The organism is Streptomyces sp. S.PB5 (assembly GCF_030403745.1).
Taxonomy (GTDB): Bacteria; Actinomycetota; Actinomycetes; order Streptomycetales; family Streptomycetaceae; genus Streptomyces.
In genome coordinates this window covers 90,926-109,740 of record NZ_JAQMWP010000003.1, presented here as the reverse complement: position 1 = coordinate 109,740, position 18,815 = coordinate 90,926, and the positions used below count along the sequence as shown (strand labels likewise).

General features: G+C 70.4%; 13 protein-coding genes. 11 read left to right on the top strand and 2 right to left on the bottom strand.

What is annotated here, in order from left to right; all coding sequences use genetic code 11:
* Positions 1-24: 24 nt before the first annotated feature.
* The 4 genes from PH203_RS09335 to PH203_RS09320 all read left to right on the top strand — a co-directional run bounded on the left by PH203_RS09335 (position 25) and on the right by PH203_RS09320 (position 6,489).
* Positions 25-1,563 carry a DUF4331 domain-containing protein gene (locus PH203_RS09335; protein WP_289918507.1) on the top strand — a complete coding sequence of 513 codons (1,539 nt, stop codon included), beginning with the start codon at positions 25-27 and terminating at the stop codon, positions 1,561-1,563.
* Positions 1,564-1,666: 103 nt separating this feature from the next.
* Positions 1,667-3,034 carry a tetratricopeptide repeat protein gene (locus tag PH203_RS09330; RefSeq protein ID WP_289918505.1) on the top strand — a complete coding sequence of 456 codons (1,368 nt, stop codon included), beginning with the start codon at positions 1,667-1,669 and terminating at the stop codon, positions 3,032-3,034.
* Entirely contained in the window at positions 3,031-4,821 is a 1,791-nt protein-coding gene (locus tag PH203_RS09325) for a sulfite exporter TauE/SafE family protein (protein ID WP_289918503.1), read from the top strand. Before PH203_RS09330 ends, PH203_RS09325 begins: the two co-directional genes overlap by 4 nt.
* Positions 4,822-4,878: 57 nt before the next feature.
* On the top strand, positions 4,879-6,489 hold the full coding sequence (locus PH203_RS09320) for a serine/threonine-protein kinase (protein ID WP_289918501.1): 1,611 nt from the start codon (positions 4,879-4,881) through the stop codon (positions 6,487-6,489).
* 24 nt (positions 6,490-6,513) lie between these two features.
* Here PH203_RS09320 and PH203_RS09315 read toward each other — a convergent pair whose 3' ends face one another.
* Complete coding sequence (locus tag PH203_RS09315; protein WP_289918499.1) at positions 6,514-7,308, bottom strand: SGNH/GDSL hydrolase family protein; 795 nt, start codon at positions 7,306-7,308, stop codon at positions 6,514-6,516.
* 276 nt (positions 7,309-7,584) lie between these two features.
* Between PH203_RS09315 and PH203_RS09310 the strand changes: the two genes are divergently transcribed.
* The 7 genes from PH203_RS09310 (at position 7,585) to PH203_RS09280 (ending at position 17,339) form a co-directional block, all read left to right on the top strand.
* Positions 7,585-8,793: a S8 family peptidase gene (locus PH203_RS09310; protein WP_289918496.1), complete on the top strand. Its 1,209-nt coding sequence runs from the start codon at positions 7,585-7,587 to the stop codon at positions 8,791-8,793.
* A gap of 179 nt (positions 8,794-8,972) precedes the next feature.
* Entirely contained in the window at positions 8,973-9,362 is a 390-nt protein-coding gene (locus PH203_RS09305; RefSeq protein WP_289918494.1) for a hypothetical protein, read from the top strand.
* A gap of 1 nt (position 9,363) precedes the next feature.
* Positions 9,364-10,470: a GNAT family N-acetyltransferase gene (locus PH203_RS09300; protein WP_289918493.1), complete on the top strand. Its 1,107-nt coding sequence runs from the start codon at positions 9,364-9,366 to the stop codon at positions 10,468-10,470.
* Positions 10,471-10,849: 379 nt separating this feature from the next.
* Entirely contained in the window at positions 10,850-11,674 is an 825-nt protein-coding gene (locus tag PH203_RS09295) for a glycosyltransferase family 2 protein (RefSeq protein ID WP_289918491.1), read from the top strand.
* Complete coding sequence (locus PH203_RS09290; RefSeq protein WP_289918489.1) at positions 11,671-12,681, top strand: glycosyltransferase family 2 protein; 1,011 nt, start codon at positions 11,671-11,673, stop codon at positions 12,679-12,681. Before PH203_RS09295 ends, PH203_RS09290 begins: the two co-directional genes overlap by 4 nt.
* Positions 12,674-13,474, top strand: coding sequence for a polysaccharide deacetylase family protein (locus PH203_RS09285; RefSeq protein ID WP_289918487.1), 801 nt, complete (start codon positions 12,674-12,676; stop codon positions 13,472-13,474). Before PH203_RS09290 ends, PH203_RS09285 begins: the two co-directional genes overlap by 8 nt.
* Positions 13,467-17,339: a lipopolysaccharide biosynthesis protein gene (locus tag PH203_RS09280; protein ID WP_289918485.1), complete on the top strand. Its 3,873-nt coding sequence runs from the start codon at positions 13,467-13,469 to the stop codon at positions 17,337-17,339. The genes PH203_RS09285 and PH203_RS09280 overlap by 8 nt, the downstream gene beginning before the upstream one ends.
* 29 nt (positions 17,340-17,368) lie before the next feature.
* Here PH203_RS09280 and PH203_RS09275 read toward each other — a convergent pair whose 3' ends face one another.
* The gene (locus PH203_RS09275) at positions 17,369-18,790 is read right to left on the bottom strand and encodes a xylan 1,4-beta-xylosidase (RefSeq protein WP_289918483.1); all 1,422 of its coding nucleotides are present in this window, start codon (positions 18,788-18,790) and stop codon (positions 17,369-17,371) included.
* Between the last annotated feature and the right edge of the window lie 25 nt (positions 18,791-18,815).

Sequence of the window (18,815 nt, the reverse complement as noted above, 5' to 3'; positions counted from 1 at the left end):
AAGTTGGGACTGAGGACGGACGGCATGACAGCTATCTCCAGGAGCGGTGCGGGGCGCAGGAGCGTCGCGACCCTCATATGCGCTTCGCTGGCCGCCGGGGGGCTCGCAGCCGCCGGTGTGGCCACGCTGGAACCGGGGGCGGCGAACGCCTCCAGTCACCGGGAGGCCCCGCTCATCTCCGGGGACCCCCAGTACGACAACACCGACGTGTACGCGTTCGTCAGCCCGGACAAGCCGGACACGACGACGATCATCGCGAACTGGATCCCGTTCGAGGAGCCGGCCGGCGGACCGAACTTCTTCACGTTCGCCGAGGACGCCCAGTACGACCTCCACATCGACAACAACGGTGACGCACAGGGCGAGCTGGTCTACCGCTACACGTTCAAGACGCACGTCAAGAACGACAAGACCTTCCTGTACAACACCGGTCCCGTCGAGAGCCTCGACGACCCGGACCTCAACATCACGCAGACCTACGACATCGACCTCATCAAGCTGAAGAACCAGAAGGTGCTGTCGAAGACCAAGGTGGCCGACGACGTGCCCGTGGCGCCGTCGAACGTCGGCAAGGCGTCGATGCCGGACTACAACAAGCTGCGCAAGCAGGCGATCCACCAACTGCCGGGCGGCGCGACGACGTTCGCCGGTCAGGCCGACGACCCGTTCTTCCTGGACCTGCGCGTCTTCGACCTGCTGTACGGCGGCAACCTGTCCGAGGTCGGCCGGGACACCCTCAAGGGCTACAACGTCAACTCCGTTGCCCTGCAGGTGCCGACGAACATGATCACCGAGTCGCACGAGCAGCCGATCGTGGGTATCTGGTCGACGACCCAGCGCAAGAACGCGCAGGGGTACTTCACGCAGGTCTCGCGCCTGGGCATGCCGCTGGTCAACGAGGTCGTCAACCCGCTCAAGGACAAGGACAAGTTCAACGCGTCCGCGCCCTGGAACGACGCCGACTTCCTGAAGAACGTCACCAACCCCGAGCTGCCCAAGCTCATCGAGGCGATCTACAAGATCAAGGCGCCGGCCGAGCCGCGCAACGACCTCGTCGACGTGTTCCTGAAGGGCGTCAAGGGGCTCAACCAGCCGCCGTACGTGCGGCCGGCGGAGGAGCTGCGGCTCAACACCTCCATCAAGCCGACGAACGACCCCAAGCGGCTCGGTGTCCTCGACGGTGACAACGCGGGCTTCCCGAACGGGCGTCGCCTCTCCGACGACGTGCTCGACGCGGCGCTGCAGGTCGTCGAGGGTGAACTGGTCGGTGCCAAGAACGACTTGGGCGACGCGGTCGACAAGAACGACAAGAAGTTCGGCAAGTCCTTCCCGTACCTGGCGAACCCGACCTCGGGGTCGCGGGGGGCGCTGGCCAAGGGGACGACCCAGGGTGCGGATGTCCGTAACCAGCTGGGTGACGCGCTGCAGCCGGCGGGTTCCTCCGGAAGCGGGATGGACGACACCACGCTGGTCGCCGCGTCCGCCGGGGCGGGGGCTGCGGGTATCGCCCTCATCGGCGCCGGGCTCATGTGGTGGCGGCGGATGCGGACCCGGCCGTACTAGGCCGAACACCCACCGCCCGCTCTGACTGGCGCGGCCCGCTCGTACTCATCCCCCACGGCGCGGGCCGCGCCGCACATCCGTAACCGATCTCCAGGAGAGGGTCATGGTCCCGGGTTCGAACGACGACGAGACGGCAGCCGGTGGGCGGCGGCTGCGGGCGCTGCAACTCGGCGGTTCCGCCGTTCTGTTGGCCATTGCCCTCACCGCCGGCTCCATCGCCGTCGGGGCCCTGCGGGACGACGGCGGTACGAGCGTCGCGGCCGCGCCGAGTGCCGTGTCGCCGGCGATCCTCTCCAGCGGGGATCTCGACGCGAGCATCGCGTCCCTGCAGGCCCATCTCCGGTCCCAGCCCAGGGACTTCGGCGGCTGGGCCACCCTCGGCCTCGGCTATGTCGAGCAGGCCCGCACCAAGGGCGACCCCTCCCGCTATCCGCAGGCCGAGAAAGCCCTGAAGCGGTCGCTGGAGCTGAGGGCCGACAACGAGCAGGCCCTCGCGGGGCGTGCCGCGCTCGCCGCGGCCCGGCACGACTTCACCGACGCCCTGAAGTACGCGGACCGGACACTGAAGCAGAACCCCTACAACGAGCGCGCCCTCTCCTCCCGTATCGACGCCCTCGTCGAGCTCGGCCGGTACGCCGACGCGGCGAAGGCCGCCGACACCGCCGACTCCCGCAAGCCGGGCATCCCGGTGTTCACGCGGTACGCGTACGTCCGTGAGCTGCGCGGCGACGTGACCACGGCGGAGCGGGTCCTGAAGCAGGCCCTCACGAGTGCGTCGACGCCCGGAGACATCGCGTACGTCGCCGGTCAGCTCGGTCAACTCGCCTGGAACCAGGGCCAGTACGAGAAGGCCCTCACCTACTACGCACGGGCGCTGGCCGCCGACGAGGACTACCTCCCCGCCCTTGAGGGCCGGGCCCGGGCGCAGGCGGCGAGCGGTGACCGCAAGGAGGCCGTGCGCGGTCTGGAGCAGGTCGTCGCCCGCTATCCCCTGCCCGGCCCGCTCGTCGAGCTGGGCGAGCTGTACGAGCAGGGCGGCGACAAGGCCGGGGCCGACGACCAGTACGCCCTCGTCGACGCCTGGACCGCCCTCGCCCGCGCCAACGGCGTCAACGCCGACCTGGACACCGCGCTCGCCGCCGCCGACCACGGCGACCGGAAGGCGGCGCTGCGGGCGGCCCGCGCCGAGTGGGAGCGCCGGCACACCGTGCACACGGCGGACGCCCTCGCCTGGGCCCTGCACGTCAACGGCAAGGACGCCGAGGCCCTGCCGTACGCGAAGCGGGCCACGGCGACCGGCTACCGCAACGCCGCGTTCCTCTACCACCGCGGCATCATCGAACGCGCCACCGGACACGAGAAGGACGCCCGCACCCACCTCAAGGCGGCTCTGAAGCTGAACCCCGGCTTCTCGCCCCTGGGTGCCGACGCGGCCCGCGAGGCGCTCAAGGATCTGGAGGCGGCCAAGTGAGGTCCCGTCGACTGTTCGCCTCCGGTGTGGCCGTCCTCACGGCCGCGTGCGCGCTCGTGCTCCTCCCCTCCGGAGCCGCGAGCGCGCACCCCCTCGGCAACTTCACCGTCAACCGGTACGACGGTCTCGTCGCCGCCCCGGGACAGCTCCGCGTCGACCATGTCGAGGACCTGGCGGAGATCCCGGCGACCCAGGCGAAGCCGGACATCGAGAAGCAGGGCATGACCGACTGGGCCGCGGCTCGGTGCGCCGAGGCCGCCAAGGGCAGCGAGGTCACCGTCGACGGCCGTACGGTCGCCCTGGCCGTCCGGAGCAGCAAGGCCCAGGTGCGCCCCGGGCAGGCCGGGCTCGACACCCTGCGCGTGGAGTGCGAACTGACGGCACCGCTCCCCGAGGCCGCCACCGCGGACCTCGGCTTCCGCAGCGCGGGCACGGACTCCGGGCCCGGCTGGCGGGAGATCACCGCGCGCGGCGACCGGATGACGCTCACGGCGTCGGACGTGCCGAAAACGTCGGTGTCCCGCAAACTCACCAATTATCCGCAGGAGTTGCTCTCCTCACCGGCCGACACCGCCACGGCCGAACTTCGTATACGACCCGGCGGCCCCGCCCTGTCCGAGGAGCGGGAGGACGCCCCTGCGGCCTCCGTCCTCCCCCGTGGCGCCGACCGCTGGACCCGGGCGCTGGACTCGCTGGTCGCCCGGCACGACCTCACCTTCGGTTTCGCCGCGCTGGCCGTCCTCATCGCCGTCGCCCTCGGCGCGCTGCACGCGCTGGCCCCGGGCCACGGCAAGACCCTCATGGCGGCGGTCGCGGCGGCCCGCGGCGGCAGGGCCCGCGTCAAGGACGTCATGCCGCTCGCCGCGTCGGTCACGGTGACCCACACCCTCGGCGTGGTCGCGTTGGGCCTGCTGGTGACGGCCGGCTCGGGCGCGGCGCCCTCGGTGATCACCTGGCTGGGGATCGCGAGCGGCGTGCTGGTGACGGGGGCCGGGGTGACGCTCGTACGACGGGCCTGGCACCAGCGGAAGCATGCGCAGGGGCACGGGCATACGCACGGGGACTCCGCCGGGCATGACCACGGGCACGGACACTCCAACGGGCACGGACACTCGCACGGGCACGATGACGACGGCGGGCATGGGCACGGGCACTCGCACGACCACGATCACGAGCACGACCACGAGCGCTCCGAGGCTCCCGAGCGCGAGCTGGCCCTGGTCGCCGCACACACGCACACGGCGGCCGAGCACGCCGCGCACGAGCACACCGCGCACGAGCACGCCCCGCACAGCCACACCCACGACCACCCGCACGAGCACACTCACGACCACGATCACGACCACCCGCACGAGCACACCCACCCCCACCCCCACCCCCACTCCCGCCCGGGCACCCTCGTGCACACGCACGGCGGCTTCACCCACTCCCACTCCATCGCCCCCACCGTCCGCGGCACGATCCTGCTCGGCTTCGCCGGAGGGCTGGTCCCCAGTCCGTCCGCCGTGGTCGTGCTGGTCGGGGCCATGGCGCTCGGGCAGGCCTGGTTCGGGTTCCTGCTCGTCGTGGCGTACGGCGTCGGGCTGGCGCTGACCCTCACGGCGGCGGGGTTCGCCGTTGTGAAGCTGGGTACCGGGATGAATCGGCTGCTGGACCGGCGCCCCCGCTGGACCACGCATCCGCTGGCGGCGCTGGTGCGCAGGTCCGCGCCTTTGATGTCGGCGTTCCTCGTCGTAGCGCTCGGGGCCGGATTGGTGCTCAAGGGGGCGGCATCCGCACTTGGCTGAGCTACTTTTGGGGAGAAATCACGCGAAGTCATGCGGAGTTGCGAATGGGGGACGCCCGTGTCCGAAGTACCGGGCAGTGAACGTCTGATCGCGGGCCGCTACCGCCTCATGTCCCCGCTCGGCGAGGGCGGCATGGGAACCGTGTGGCGCGCCCGTGACGAGGTGCTGCACCGCGAGGTCGCCGTCAAGGAGGTACGCGCGCCTCAGGGACTGGCGGGGTCGGACGTCGAGCGGATGTACGCGCGACTGGAACGCGAGGCATGGGCCGCGGCCCGGGTCTCCAACCGCAATGTGGTGACGGTGTACGACGTGGCCACGCAGGACGGCCGCCCGTGGATCGTGATGGAGCTGGTCCGCGGGGTCTCCCTCGCCGAGGTCCTGGACGCCGAGGGGCCGTTGTCCCCGCAGCGGGCCGCGCACATCGGCGCCGAGGTGCTCTCCGCGCTGCGCGCCGCGCATGAGGCGGGGGTGCTGCACCGGGACGTGAAACCGGCCAACGTGCTGCTGTCGAACGACGGCCGGGTGGTGCTCACCGACTTCGGGATCGCCCAGGTGGAGGGCAGTTCGGCGCTCACCATGACCGGCGAGGTCATCGGCTCCCCCGAATTCCTGGCCCCCGAGCGGGCGTTGGGGCGCACCCCCGGACCCCAGTCCGACCTGTGGTCGCTGGGCGTGCTGCTGTACGCCGCGGTCGAGGGCAACTCCCCGTTCCGCCAGAACACCCCGCTCAGCACCCTGCGCGCCATCGTCGACGAGGAGCTGCCGACGCCGTACCGGGCCGGACCGCTCGCCCCCGTCATCGAGGGCCTGCTCCGCAAGGACCCGGCGGAGCGGCTCGCGGCCGACCGCGCCGAGCAGGAGCTGCGGATCATCGGTGCCGGGGGCACACCGCGCGCGGACACCCCGCCGCCGCAGATCCCGTACACGCCGACGATCGCCGGATATCAGGAGGAGCCGCCGACGGCCCCCTTCCGCAACACGGCACCGACGGCCGCCACCACTCCGGCGTACACCGGCCCGGCCACCAGGCCCGTCCCCGAGCCGCCCGACCGCAACCGCCGTGCCGCCTTCGTGCTGATCGCGGGCCTCGCCGCCCTCGCGCTGGCGATCGCGGGACTGACGTACGCCCTGCTGAACGGTGACGATGACGGGGGCAAGCAGGGGAACAACGAGACGAGCCGGTCGACGGGCGAGAGCACGCCGACGGCGACGGACGAGGACAGCGAGGAGCCGCCGCCCACGAGCTCGCCGAGCAGCGGTCCCACGAGCGAGCCGCCGCCTCCGCAGACCGTGAGCATCGCCCTCACCGGGGCCAACACGGAGTACGCGGGGACCTGTCCGCCCCCTCAGGCCGAGGCGCCGTCCTTCACCGCGACGATCACGGTGAGCAGGCTGCCGGCGGAGGTGACGTACCGATGGAAGTCCAAGGACGGCAAGGTCATGGACCAGGGGTGGAAGACGCTGTCGTTCCCGGAGGGCGGCGGCACCTCGAAACAGGACTCGGCGTTCGTGACGACCTACGACGACAGCGGGACCTTCGAGAACGAGATCAGCGTCGAGGTGCGGGAGCCGGAGCACAAGACGTCCAACTCGGTGCCGTTCTCGGTGACGTGTGAGACGGAGACCCCGACGGACGGGGTCTCCCCTTCTCCTACGGGTACCGAGTGATTCCTACGGGTACCGGGTGACGGTTCAGGCCGCGCTGTTCAGTACGGGCAGATAGCCGCCGGACTGGCCGGCCGCGGTGGGGTGGTACGACTCGCCGATGTTGAGCCAGTTCAGGCTGTGCAGCCAGGAGCTGCCGGAGCAGATCTCGTGGCCGGTGAAGGTGCCACGGACGTCACCCCAGGTGAAGCCGTGGTCGGCGGCGCGCTTGGCGATGGCGGCGTCGAGGTAGTCGGCGGCGTCGTTGATCGCCTTCCGCTTGGTCTCGGAGAGGCCGACACAGCTGGTGCCGAGCTTGTAGAAGCGCGGGTAACCGAGCACGACGACATGGGCGTTGGGGGCCCGGGTGCTGATCGCCGAGTAGACGCTGTCCAGTCGGCCGGGCAGCGTCGAGTCGACGTACGCCTTCGCGGTGTTGATGCGGGAGAGACAGGAGCTGTCGGACTGCAGCACACAGGTGGTCATGACGTCGGAGAAGCCGGCGTCGTTGCCGCCGATGCTGATGGAGACCAGTGCGGTGGCGCTGTTCAGCGGGGTCAGCTGGTTGGCCAGAACATCACCCGTTCGAGCGCCCGAGCAGGCCGTGAAGCTGAACGACGAGGGTGAGTTGGCGGCGGCCCAGAGGTAGGGGTGCGCCTTCGTGCTGCGCTTGCAGTCGCCGCTTGAGGAGATGTAGCTGCCGGCGCCGACTCCGGAGGAGTAGGAGTCGCCGAGGGCCACATACGGGCCGGGTGCGGCCTGTGCGTGGCCGGCCCCGGCGAGGGTGGCGCCGACGGCGAGGAGGAGCGAGGCGACGTATACGGCAAGTCGGGAACGTCTCATGGAACCTCCCTTTAGCAGGATCTCTGCCACAACTGTCGTAGCAACTACGCGCATCGACGGGAAGTGCACATGCCAAGAACGCTGAAGATTTCGTGAACATGACAGGTTTGTTGACGAGTGCTCAACACTCTTGATCTACCCCCGTAGTTGGATCAGCCTTTACTGCAGCCGGAGCGGAACGCGACGTTCCCGGCCGTGTGCGCGATCACGCGCACATCCCCCACGGACGCGCGCCCGACCCAGGCGCACGTCGCCAATGAGGAGGACTCCCTCGTAATGGCACAACTGCGTAGCAAGAGACTCCGGTTCGCCGCCATAACCAGCCTGGCGACCGCCGCCCTCGTCGGCGGGCTCACCGCCCTCCCGGCCCAGGCCGCACCGGCCGAGGGCAAGATCCTTGCCGCCGACTCCCCCACGGCGATCAAGGGCAGCTACATCGTCACGCTCAAGAAGGGCGCCGCCGGCCTCAAGGCGTCCTCGGCTGACGGCAAGAACCTGGTCAAGGAGTACGGCGGCACGGTCAAGCAGACCTTCGGCACCGTGCTGAACGGCTACTCGGCCACGCTCTCCGAGAGCGAGGCCAAGCGTCTGGCGGCCGACCCGGCGGTGGCCGCCGTCGAGCAGAACCAGATCTTCAAGGCGGACGCCACGCAGACCAGCGCCCCCTGGGGCCTGGACCGCATCGACCAGACCGCGCTTCCGCTCTCGGGCACCTACACCTACCCGGACTCCGCGGGCAGCGGCGTGACCGCGTACGTCATCGACACCGGCGTCCGTATCACCCACTCCGAGATCAGCGGCCGTGCCAGCTACGGCTACGACGCGGTCGACGGCGACACCACCGCCTCCGACGGCAACGGCCACGGCACCCATGTGGCCACCACGATCGCGGGTTCCACCTACGGTGTCGCCAAGAAGGCGAAGATCGTGGCGGTCCGGGTGCTCGACAACAGCGGCTCCGGCACCACGGCGGGCGTCATCGCGGGCATCAACTGGGTGACCAACAACCACTCCGGCCCCTCGGTCGCCAACATGTCGCTCGGCGGCTCCGCCTCCTCCTCGCTGGACACGGCGGTCTCCAACTCCATCGCCAGCGGCGTGACCTACGCGGTCGCGGCCGGCAACAGCTCCGCCAACGCCTCCTCGTACTCCCCGGCCCGCGTCGCCTCCGCGATCACGGTCGGCGCGACCACCAGCTCGGACGCCAAGGCGAGCTACTCCAACTACGGCTCGACCCTGGACATCTTCGCGCCGGGCTCCTCGATCACGGCGGGCTGGTACACCAGCGACACCGCGACCAACACCATCTCCGGTACGTCGATGGCGACGCCGCACGTCGCCGGCGCGGCCGCGGTCTACCTGGCCGGTCACACCTCGTCCACCCCGGCCCAGGTCGCCACGGCCCTGGTGAACGGCGCCACCACCGGTGCGGTGACCAGCGCGGGCTCCGGTTCGCCGAACCGCCTCCTGAAGCTCGTCTCGTAACGCTCGGGACAGGCACCGTCTGAACGACCGTTCCCCGGAGGCGGCTTCCGCCTCCGGGGAACACCTGTCTCAATGTCTGTACCAGCAACGTCACACGGCTCACCCCCGTCTTGACGGCCGCCTCACCCCTGAGCGACATTGAAGCCTCGCATCCGGCGCTTCGGGGGGCAAAGTCGCCAATGCAGACGATACATACCAGGACATCATCAACAGACCTGTCGCCGCTGCTCATGGGCGCCGCGACGGGCATCGGCGGGCTGGGCGCGATTCTCGCGCTCGCCGGCTCGGACTCGGCGCTGCGCGGTCCGTTCACCCTGTTCTTCCTGCTGGCGGCGCCGGCCGTGGCCGTCGCCGCCGCGCTGCGCGGCCTGGATCCGCTCGGCCGGATGCTCGCCGCGCTCGCGTGCTCGGTCGTGCTCAACATGCTGGTGGCCCAGGGCATGCTGGCCACCCACCGCTGGTCCTGGCGCGGCGGGATCGTCGCCGTGACCGTCATCAGTTCCCTTCTTCTCCTGCTGGTCCAGGTGCGGCGACGACGCGGCCGTACGACGACGGGACGGACTCCCTGACGTGGACATACGCGTATACCGCCCCGGCGAGCTGAGTGCGGCGGACCGGACGGCATGGACGTCGCTGCAGTCCAAAGCCCATCTGCAGGGATCGCCGGAGCTGGCGAACCCGTTCCTGTCCCCCGAGTTCGCGCTCGCGGTGGGCCGGTGCAGGCGGGGCGTACGGATCGCGGTGGTGCGCGAGGGCGGGGAGCCCGTCGCGTTCTTCCCGTACCAGAGAAGCGCCACCGGCATCGGGCGGGCCGTCGGGCTCGGCGTCTCGGACGCCCAGGGTCTGGTGCACCGGCCCGGGTTCGAGTGGGACGCGCAGGAGCTGCTGCGCGCCTGCGGGCTCGCCCTGTGGGAGTTCGACCACCTGGTGGAGGGCCAGGAGCCGTTCGCCACGGGGGCCACCGGCAGTTTCGCGTCACCGGTCATGGACGTCGACCAGGGCTACGACGCCTATCTGGCCCATCTGCGCGCCCAGGCACCGAAGTTCACCAGGACCACGCTCGCCAAGGAGCGCAAGCTCGGCAGGGACGCAGGCGAGGTCCGCTACGTCCACGACGAGCGGGATCCGGCGGCGCTACGCACCCTGATGGGCTGGAAGTCCGCGCAGTACCGCAGGACCGGGCGCAGCGACCGGTTCGCGCACGAGTGGATCACCCGGCTCGTGGAGCAGCTCTTCCACACCCGTGCCGAGCCGTTCGCGGGGATGCTGTCGGTGCTGTACGCGGGCGGCAAGCCGGTCGCGGCGCACTTCGGGCTGCGCAGCGAACGCGTCCTGGCCTGCTGGTTCCCGGCGTACGACCCGGCGTTCTCGAAGTACTCGCCGGGCCTGGTGCTGCACTTGCGGATGGCGGAGGCGGCGGCCGCCGACGGGATCGCGTACCTCGATCTCGGGCGGGGGCAGAAGGAGTACAAGGACTCCCTCAAGACACGGGAGATCTCCGTGTCGGAGGGGTGGGTGACCAGGCGTCACCCGGTCGCACTCGGACACCGGGCGCGCCGCGCACCGGTCCGGGCGCTGCGCAACACGGTCCAGTCGCGGCCGGAGCTCTTCGAGCCGGCGGACCGGATCCTGAAGAGGATGGGCAAGTTTCGCTCTGGCCGCTCGCACAACCAATAAGGCTGCGTAACGGTCAAACCAACAAAAACGTGAGGCCTGGTTCCAGGTCTTGCCATACGGGTTCAATCATCAATACCGTCGTACATCTCACCCGCATCGGAACGTCATCCAGCGGTACTAGGGGAGGGCTCAAGGACCGCGGCGGACCGGGGCGGGGCGCGGTAGGGGGGTGCCGTGCTCGGTGACCGCACTTGTGACCGAGTCGTGCCGCGCGACCGACGGCCGTATCGGTCGTCGGCCGGCTTTGCCAGCTCACCCGGGCTTGCTCGGAGATCCCTTTCGGCTTGCCGTAGGTGAAACAAACCCCCCTTTCGAACCGGACACGAAGCCGGACCGCCCAGGGGCGGGCGGTCCGACCGGACGAGAGGGAACCAGACTCATGAGCTCTGTTCTGCGCCCGGCGACCAGGGGCCAGGAGCCGCCGTCGACAGCCGGTAAGTACCGGCCCGTCTCCACTCACCTGGCCATCGCGCCGCCGGTGAGTGTCGTGATCCCCGCCATGAACGAGGCGGAGAACCTTCCATACGTCTTCAAGACACTGCCCGACTGGATCCACGAAGTGGTCCTGGTCGACGGCAACTCCACGGACAACACCGTCGAAGTGGCCCGCGAGCTGTGGCCGGAGGTCAAGGTCGTCAAGCAGCGCGGCAAGGGCAAGGGGGACGCGCTCACCAGCGGGTTCGAGGCCTGCAGCGGCGACATCATCGTGATGATCGACGCGGACGGCTCGGCCGACGGGCACGAGATCCTCAGCTATGTCTCCGCCCTGGTCTCGGGCGCGGACTTCGCCAAGGGCTCCCGCTTCGCCAACGGCGGCGGCACCGACGACATGACCTTCATCCGCAAGCTCGGCAACTGGGCGCTGTGCACCATCGTCAACCGCAAGTTCGGCGCCCGCTACACGGATCTCTGCTACGGATACAACGCGTTCTGGCGGCACTGCCTCGACAAGATCGACCTCGACTGCACGGGCTTCGAGGTGGAGACCCTGATGAACATCAGGGTGGTCAAGGCCGGGCTGAAGGTGCAGGAGATACCCAGCTACGAGTACCTCCGCATCCACGGCGCGAGCAATCTGCGGGCCGTGCGGGACGGGTTCCGGGTGCTCAAGGTGATCCTCGGCGAGCGCTCCAACCGCCGTGAGCTGCGCCGGCAGGCCCATCACTCCCCGATGCTCGACTCGGTCCGGGGAGAGGTGTCTTGAGCAGTCCCGACATCTCCGTCGTGATCTGCGTGTACACCGAGGACCGCTGGGAGGACATCCTCGCGGCGGTCGCCTCGGTGCGGGCGCAGTCGTGTCCGGCGCGGGAGACGCTGCTGGTCGTCGACCACAACGCGGCGCTCCTTGACCGGCTGACCAAGGAGTACAAGGAGTCCGAAGAGGGCACGGTCGTGCGGGTGCTCGCCAACGCGGGCCCCCGTGGTCTGTCCGCGGGCCGCAACACCGGGATCGCCGCCTCGCGCGGCGAGGTGATCGCGTTCCTCGACGACGACGCCGTCGCCGAGCGCGACTGGCTGCGCCACTTCGCCGCGGGGTACGCCGACCCGCGGGTGATGGCCGTGGGCGGCCGTACGGTGCCGATCTGGGCGTCGGGGCGCCGGCCGGCCTGGTTCCCGGAGGAGTTCGACTGGGTGGTGGGCTGCACCTACAAGGGCCTGCCGCGCGGTCTGGTCCGGGTCCGCAACGTCCTCGGCGGCAACGCCTCGTTCCGGCGTACGGCGTTCGACGCGGCCGGTGGTTTCGCCACCGGTATCGGACGGGACGGCGACAAGCGACCGCTCGGCTGCGAGGAGACGGAGCTGTGCATCCGGCTCACCCGGGCCAGACCGGACGCGGTGCTCCTGATCGACGACCGGGCCGTGATCCACCACCGGGTGCCCGAGGCGCGTGAGCACTTCGGGTACTTCCGCACGCGCGCCTACGCCGAGGGGCTGTCCAAGGCGCTGGTGGCCCGAAGTGTCGGCGCCGACAAGGGACTTGAGTCCGAACGCCGGTACACCACGCGGGTGCTGCCCGCCGGGGTGGTGCGCGGGCTGCGCGACGCCGTACTGGCCCGGCCGGGCGGCGCGGGACGTGCCGGTGCGATCGTCGCCGGGGTGCTGACGGCCGCAGGTGGGTACGTGGTGGGCACTGTCCGGGCGCGCAAGACAGACACCACGTTCCAGGTGGCGCCGATCGAGAGGCGGGCTGAGGGGGATGCACATGAGTGACGCACCCGTGCCGATTCTCATGTACCACGCCGTCGCCACCGACCCGAACGAGGCGACCCGCGAGCTGTCCGTGACGCCGGAGTCCTTCGCCCGGCAGATGGAGATCATCGGGGACCTGGGGCACACCCCGGTCACCACCGCCCGGCTGGCGGCGCACTGGCGCTCGGGCCGTCCGCTGCCCGAGCGGCCGGTCCTGGTCACCTTCGACGACGGCTACGAGGGCGTGCACCGGCACGCCCTGCCCGTGCTCGCCAAGCACGGCTTCGCGGCCACGGTGTTCGTCTCCACGGGGTGGCTGCGCGGACCGCACGACAACGGCGGCGCCCTGGACACCATGCTGGACTGGACCCAGGTGCGCGAACTCGCCGCGGAGGGCGTCGAGATCGGCGGGCACAGCCACACCCACCCGCAGCTGGACCAGCTCGACGACGACGCGCTGCGCCGTGAGCTGATCCTCTGCAAGGAGATCGTCTCGGACGAACTCGGCACCGTCCCGGCCTCGTTCGCCTACCCCTACGGCTACTCCAGCCGCCGGGTGCGCGAGAAGGTCCGCGAGACGGGGTACGACCAGGCGCTCGCCGTCGGCAACGGGCTCGCCCGCCGCCGCCAGGGCCCGTACGCGCTGCTGCGGGTCACCGTGCGCCGCAGCACGGACGCCGAGGAGTTCCGCCGGCTGATCGAGGGCCGGGCCATCGCCCGGAACTTCGCCAGGGACCGCGCGTTCACCAAGGGGTACGCCATGGTCCGAAGAGCACGACAGGTACGCCGGAAGGCCATCCGTTCCCGTGTCTGACACGAAGAGCCCGCCCGAGGCCTCCGAGCCCGCGACCGAGGCGCCCGAGCGGTCGGGGCGCCGGTTCCGTCTGCCCGGCACGGGCCGCTCGCCCGGCGGCAGCCAGCTGTTCCGCAACGCCTACGCCCTGATGCTGAACACGGGGATCTCCGCCGTGCTCGGCCTCGGCTACTGGCTCGTCGCGGCCCGCTACTACTCCGAGGCCGCGGTCGGCCAGGGCTCCGCCGCGATCGCCGCGATGAAGCTCCTCGCGGGACTGACCGCGGTGACCCTGACCGGCGCCCTGGCCCGCTTCATACCGGTCGCGGGCCGGGCCAGCGGCCGGATGATCTTCCGTACGTACGCGGGCAGTTCGGTGATCGTGGCGCTGGCCGCGGGCGTCTTCCTGCTCACGCTCGGCCTGTGGGGGCCGTCGTACGGATTCCTCAACGACCCCTCGCACGCCCTGTTCTTCGTGCTGGCGGTCGTCGCCTGGTCGGTGCTGACGCTTCAGGACGGGGTGCTGACCGGGCTGCGCAGCGCGCTGTGGGTGCCGGTGGGCAACACCGTGTTCTCCGCGGTGAAGCTGGTGCTGCTGGTCGCGTTCGCCGCCGCGATCCCCACGATGGGCGTCTTCGTGTCGTGGGTCGCGGCCATCGCGGTGTCCGTGCTGCCGCTGGGCTGGCTGGTGTTCCGCCGGCTGGTGCCCCGGCATGTGGAGGCCACCGAGGACCACGCCCGGCCGCCGTCGATGAAGGAGATCGGGCGCTTCCTCGCGGGCGACTACACCGGCTCCCTGTTCTCGCTCGCCGTGGTCTATCTGGTCCCGGTGATCGTGGCCGCACAGGTCAGCGCCGAGGACAACGCGTACTTCTACATCACCACCACGATCGGCGGCACGGTCAATCTGCTCGCCATCAACATGGGCGCCTCCCTCACGGTCGAGGGCTCCCACGACCCGGGCCGGCTCGCCGCCAACACCCGGGCCGCGCTCAAGCGCATGGCCCGCATCATGCTGCCGGTCGCCGCGGTCCTGTTCTTCGGGGCGCCCTGGATCCTCGGTGTCTTCGGCGCGGGCTACGCCGACGCGGCGACCCCGCTGCTGCGCTGGTTCGCGGTCGGCGCGGTGCTGCGGGTCGTCATGGAGACGTACTTCGCGGTACTGCGCGCGCAGAGCCGCACCGCCGGACTCGCCTGGTTGCAGGGCCTGTTGTGCGCGCTGGTGCTCGGTCTGACGCTGCTGCTGCTCCCCCGCATGGGGCTGACCGGCGCGGGCGTCGCCGAGATCTCCTCGCTCGCGGTGATCGTGGCGATCGCCGCCCCCAAGCTGTACAAGACGGTCAGGGCCTCGGCGGCCGGTGCCGTCCCCGAGGAGGCCGCGCCCGACGGCGACCTCGCCGACCTGGGGGCGCGCGAGGCCACCGTTCCGCTGCGGCCCCGCAAGCGGGGACCCGCCTGGGCGCTCGACCAGGACACCCTCGCCCTCGGCGTCCACGTCGACTTCGACCACCTGGAGCGCCGTCCGGACGTCCGACCCGGACCTGGCACCCCGCCCACCGGGATGCCCGTGGTGCGTCCGGTCCCCCGCCAGGAACCGCCGCACCGGCCGACCTGGGCGAAGCTGCCCGAGGTGGGCCTGCCGGTCGAGGAGCGGGAACCGGGCACGGAGGCGTCCCTGGGGCCGGCCGAGACCGAGGTCGACGCCCCCTTCGAGAACACGCTCGACCTGAGCGGAGAGGGCGAGCGGGAGGCCGTAGAGGAGTCCGTACAGAAGTCCGTACAGGAGGAGACCGCCGTACGGAAGGAGACTGCCGTACGGGAACAGGGGCCACCGGGGTCCGAGGGGCCACCGGCGTCGTGGTGGGAGCGGGCGCAGCCGAGCCGGGTCGGGGTGGTCCTCGGCTGTCTGCTGACCGCGTCGCTGCTGCTGTACTGGGTGCCCGCGCTACGCCTCGGCGAGGCCGACCTCGACGAGATGGGCGGGCTCGGGCTGATCTCCGTGCTGCCGCTGCCCACGCTGGTCGGGGCGGCGCTGCTGGCGGTGGCCTTCGCCTCGTTGCTGTGGCTGGGCCGGGAGCACAAGGCGCTGCTGCTCATCACCCTCCTCGCGACGGTGGTGTCGCTGCACGCGCTGCCCGCGGTGATCGAGACGGAACCCCGGTTCGCGACCGCCTGGCAGCATCTGGGCTTCCTCGACTACATCGACCGCACCGGGTCGGCCGTGCCCGACCTGGACGCGCGCTGGAGCTGGCCGGGCTTCTTCGCGGCGGCCGCGTTCGTGGCGCAGGCCTGCGGGGTCACCGACTTCACGGACCTGATCCGCTGGTGGCCGCTGGCCATCCAACTCCTCTATCTGGCGCCGATGTTCCTGCTGGTGCGCCATATGCGGGCGAGCTGGCGGGCCAAGTGGACCGGTCTGTGGGTGTTCGTGCTCAGCGGCTGGGTCGGCCAGGACTACTTCTCCCCGCAGGGCTTCACCTATCTCCTCTACCTGGTGTTCGCGGCGCTCCTGCTGGTCTACTTCCGCGCCCCGCGCGTGATCTGGACCAAGAAGCGACCGGGCGAGGCGGAGGTCGAACCGACGAACCGCCGTCAGCGGGCGGTCCTGCTGATGGTCGTCATAGGGCTGTTCGCGGCGAGCGTGCCGGCCCACCAGCTCACCCCGTTCGTGATGCTGGGCGTGCTGACGGCCCTCGTCGTGATCGGCAAGTCCGAACTGCGCGGTCTGCCCATCCTGTTCGCCGTCCTGGTGACGGTGTGGGTGGGCTTCATGGCCGAGCCGTACTGGTCCGGCCACTTCGACGAACTCTTCGGCGGGGTCGGCGGCGTGGGCAGCAATGTGCAGTCCTCGGTCGGCGGCCGTATCGAGGGCGGCAGCTCCACGCACAAACTCGTCCTCTACACCCGGGTGCTCCTGGCCGGCGGGGTCATGGCCTTCGCCTGCTGGGGCTGGTGGCGCCGCCGCGACCACCACTACCGGGAGCGCTCACTGCTCGTCCTGACCTTCGTGCCGTTCCTGGGCTTCGGCATGCAGTCGTACGGCGGTGAGATGGCGCTGCGCGTCTTCATGTTCGCCCTGCCCGGCGCGGCCCTGCTGATGGGCCTCGCCCTGTTCCCGCGCACCGGGATCACGGAGAAGGAGCGCGACAAGGACCGGGTGAGCCTGGCCCCGCTGGCCGCGCTCATGGCGGGTCTGCTCCTCATGGGCGGCTTCCTGGTCGCCCGCTGGGGCAACGAGCCGTTCGAGCGGATCCGTCCCGGCGAGGTCGCCGCCATGGAGTACGTGTACGCCCATGACGATCCGACGGTACGGCTGCTGTGGCTGAGCAACGACACGGTCGACAACGTGACGCCCGCGATGCCCTGGGGCTCCCGTGACATGGAGAAGGTCGAGTACCTGCCGACACTGGCGCCGACCGACCCGGTCCTGGTGTCGAGTCTGGTGAAGGCGCTCAGGGACGCCGGGCCGAACTCGTATCTGATGATCAACCGCAGTCAGGTGACCTATCTGGAGATGGACGTCGGCTACTCCAGGTCCTGGGAGCCGCGGCTGATCCAGAACCTCGACAAGCGGGCCGAGTTGAAGAAGGTCTTCGTCAACACGGACGTCACCATGTACGCGCTGGCCGAGCAGCCCGCGGGCAAGGCACCCAAGGCGGATCCGGGCCCGATCGGACCGCAGGTGACCTGGACGCCGTGGTCGGTGGTCGGCGGTCTCGCGGCCCTGGCGCTGATCGTGCTGCTGACGGCTCGCGAGGTGGTCCGGGTCGCGGTCAGGCCGGGGGTGCGCCAACTGCGGTGGCTGCAGAGCAGCTTCTGGTTCTCGCTGCCGCTGCTCGCGGTGCTGCTGGCCTCGCTGGTGCAGCGGTTCCTGACGATGAAGTGATGAAGTGAGGTCTCAGTGGCTCGTCCGGATCACCGGGTGAGCCACTTGACCTCGTAGGCCGCCATGTCGAAGGTCTTCCCGTCGATCTTCGCGTTGATCTGCCGGTCGAGGGTGTTGACCACCAGGACCGTCCTGTCGGTGGCGAGGACGCGGACGTCGGGCACGTCGTCGGCGGCGACGGAGACCGTCTTGTACTCGCTGCCCGGCGGGAAGGCCTTGCTGAACCGGCTGACGAGATCGAACATCGGCAGCTGCTGCCCGCCGTCCTTGCCGCTGGTGGGCGTCCACAGGCAGCCCGGGCAGTCCGTGCCCTTCTCGTTCTCCGGGTTCCAGTAGAAGGCGGAGGTGGTGCCGCCCTTGGCGAGCGCCATCATCCCGGCGGCCTGGACGGCGACCCGGCGGTCCTCGGACCAGCCTTCGCGTTCGTCCCTGCTGTCGGCGGGTTCGACGTAGTACTCGGCCCACCACAGCGGCAGGTCGCCGGTCTGCCTGCGCACCCACCGGCTGACCGCGGTGAACTTGTCGGTCGCCGCGAACTCGTCGGGCAGCAGCTCGTCGTCGTTGGTGTAGCTGGAGCCGTCGACGACCACGAAGTCGGCGCCGGCCTTGTTCTTGTTCCAGTGGTCGAAGGCATCGAGGATCCGCTGGTCCATCGCGCCCCACGGGCCCTTGAAGGTCGCCGAGGCGTCCTCGGAGCGCGGGTCGAGGCTGTCCATCACGAGATACGGACCGCCGACCATGATCTCCGGGTTGACCTTCTTCAGCGCCTTGTAGACCAGGTTGTACAGCTGCGTGTAGCCCTCGTAGTCCCAGCGGGCCTCGGCGTCGTTCCAGAACCCCTTGAACTCGTTCCAGACGATGAAGTGCCGTACGTCCGGATACCGCTTGGCGACCGTCGCGGCGAGCGCGGCGAAGTCCTTGAAGTGCGCGGGCTCCGGCGCGGTCTCCAGCGCGGACTGGCTCCAGTCGGTGTTGCCGACGCCGGACTCGCCGCCCTTCATCCAGTCCGGGGCGCAGCACAGGGTGACGACCGGGGTCGAGCCGGAGGCGCGGATGAAGTCGATCCGGCGGTCCATGTCCTCGAAGTCGTAACGCCCCTTGACCGGCTCGGGGTTGTCGGCGCCCCAGCCCATGATGTGCTGGTTCTGCGGCAGCCCGCCGGCGTCCGCGAGCCGTCCCTCGACCCGCTCGACGGCGGTGGCGTCGCCCTCGTCGGCACTGAACTGGGTGTGGGTGAAGCCCCAGCCCACCTCGGGGGTCTCCGCGTCGGGCGTGCTCGTCGGTGTGCCGTGCGGCTTGCCGCCGTCGGCGGAGGTGCCGTCGGTGCTCGCCCCGTTCCCGGGAAGCGTGTTGAGGAGGGTCACGACCAGCGCCAAGGCCGCCGCGCCCACACCGAGCAGCGCGGTGAGCCGCCACCGCCGTGCCCCCGAATTCCACCCATGACGTCCCATCAAGGGTCACAGTAATCGCGGGAGG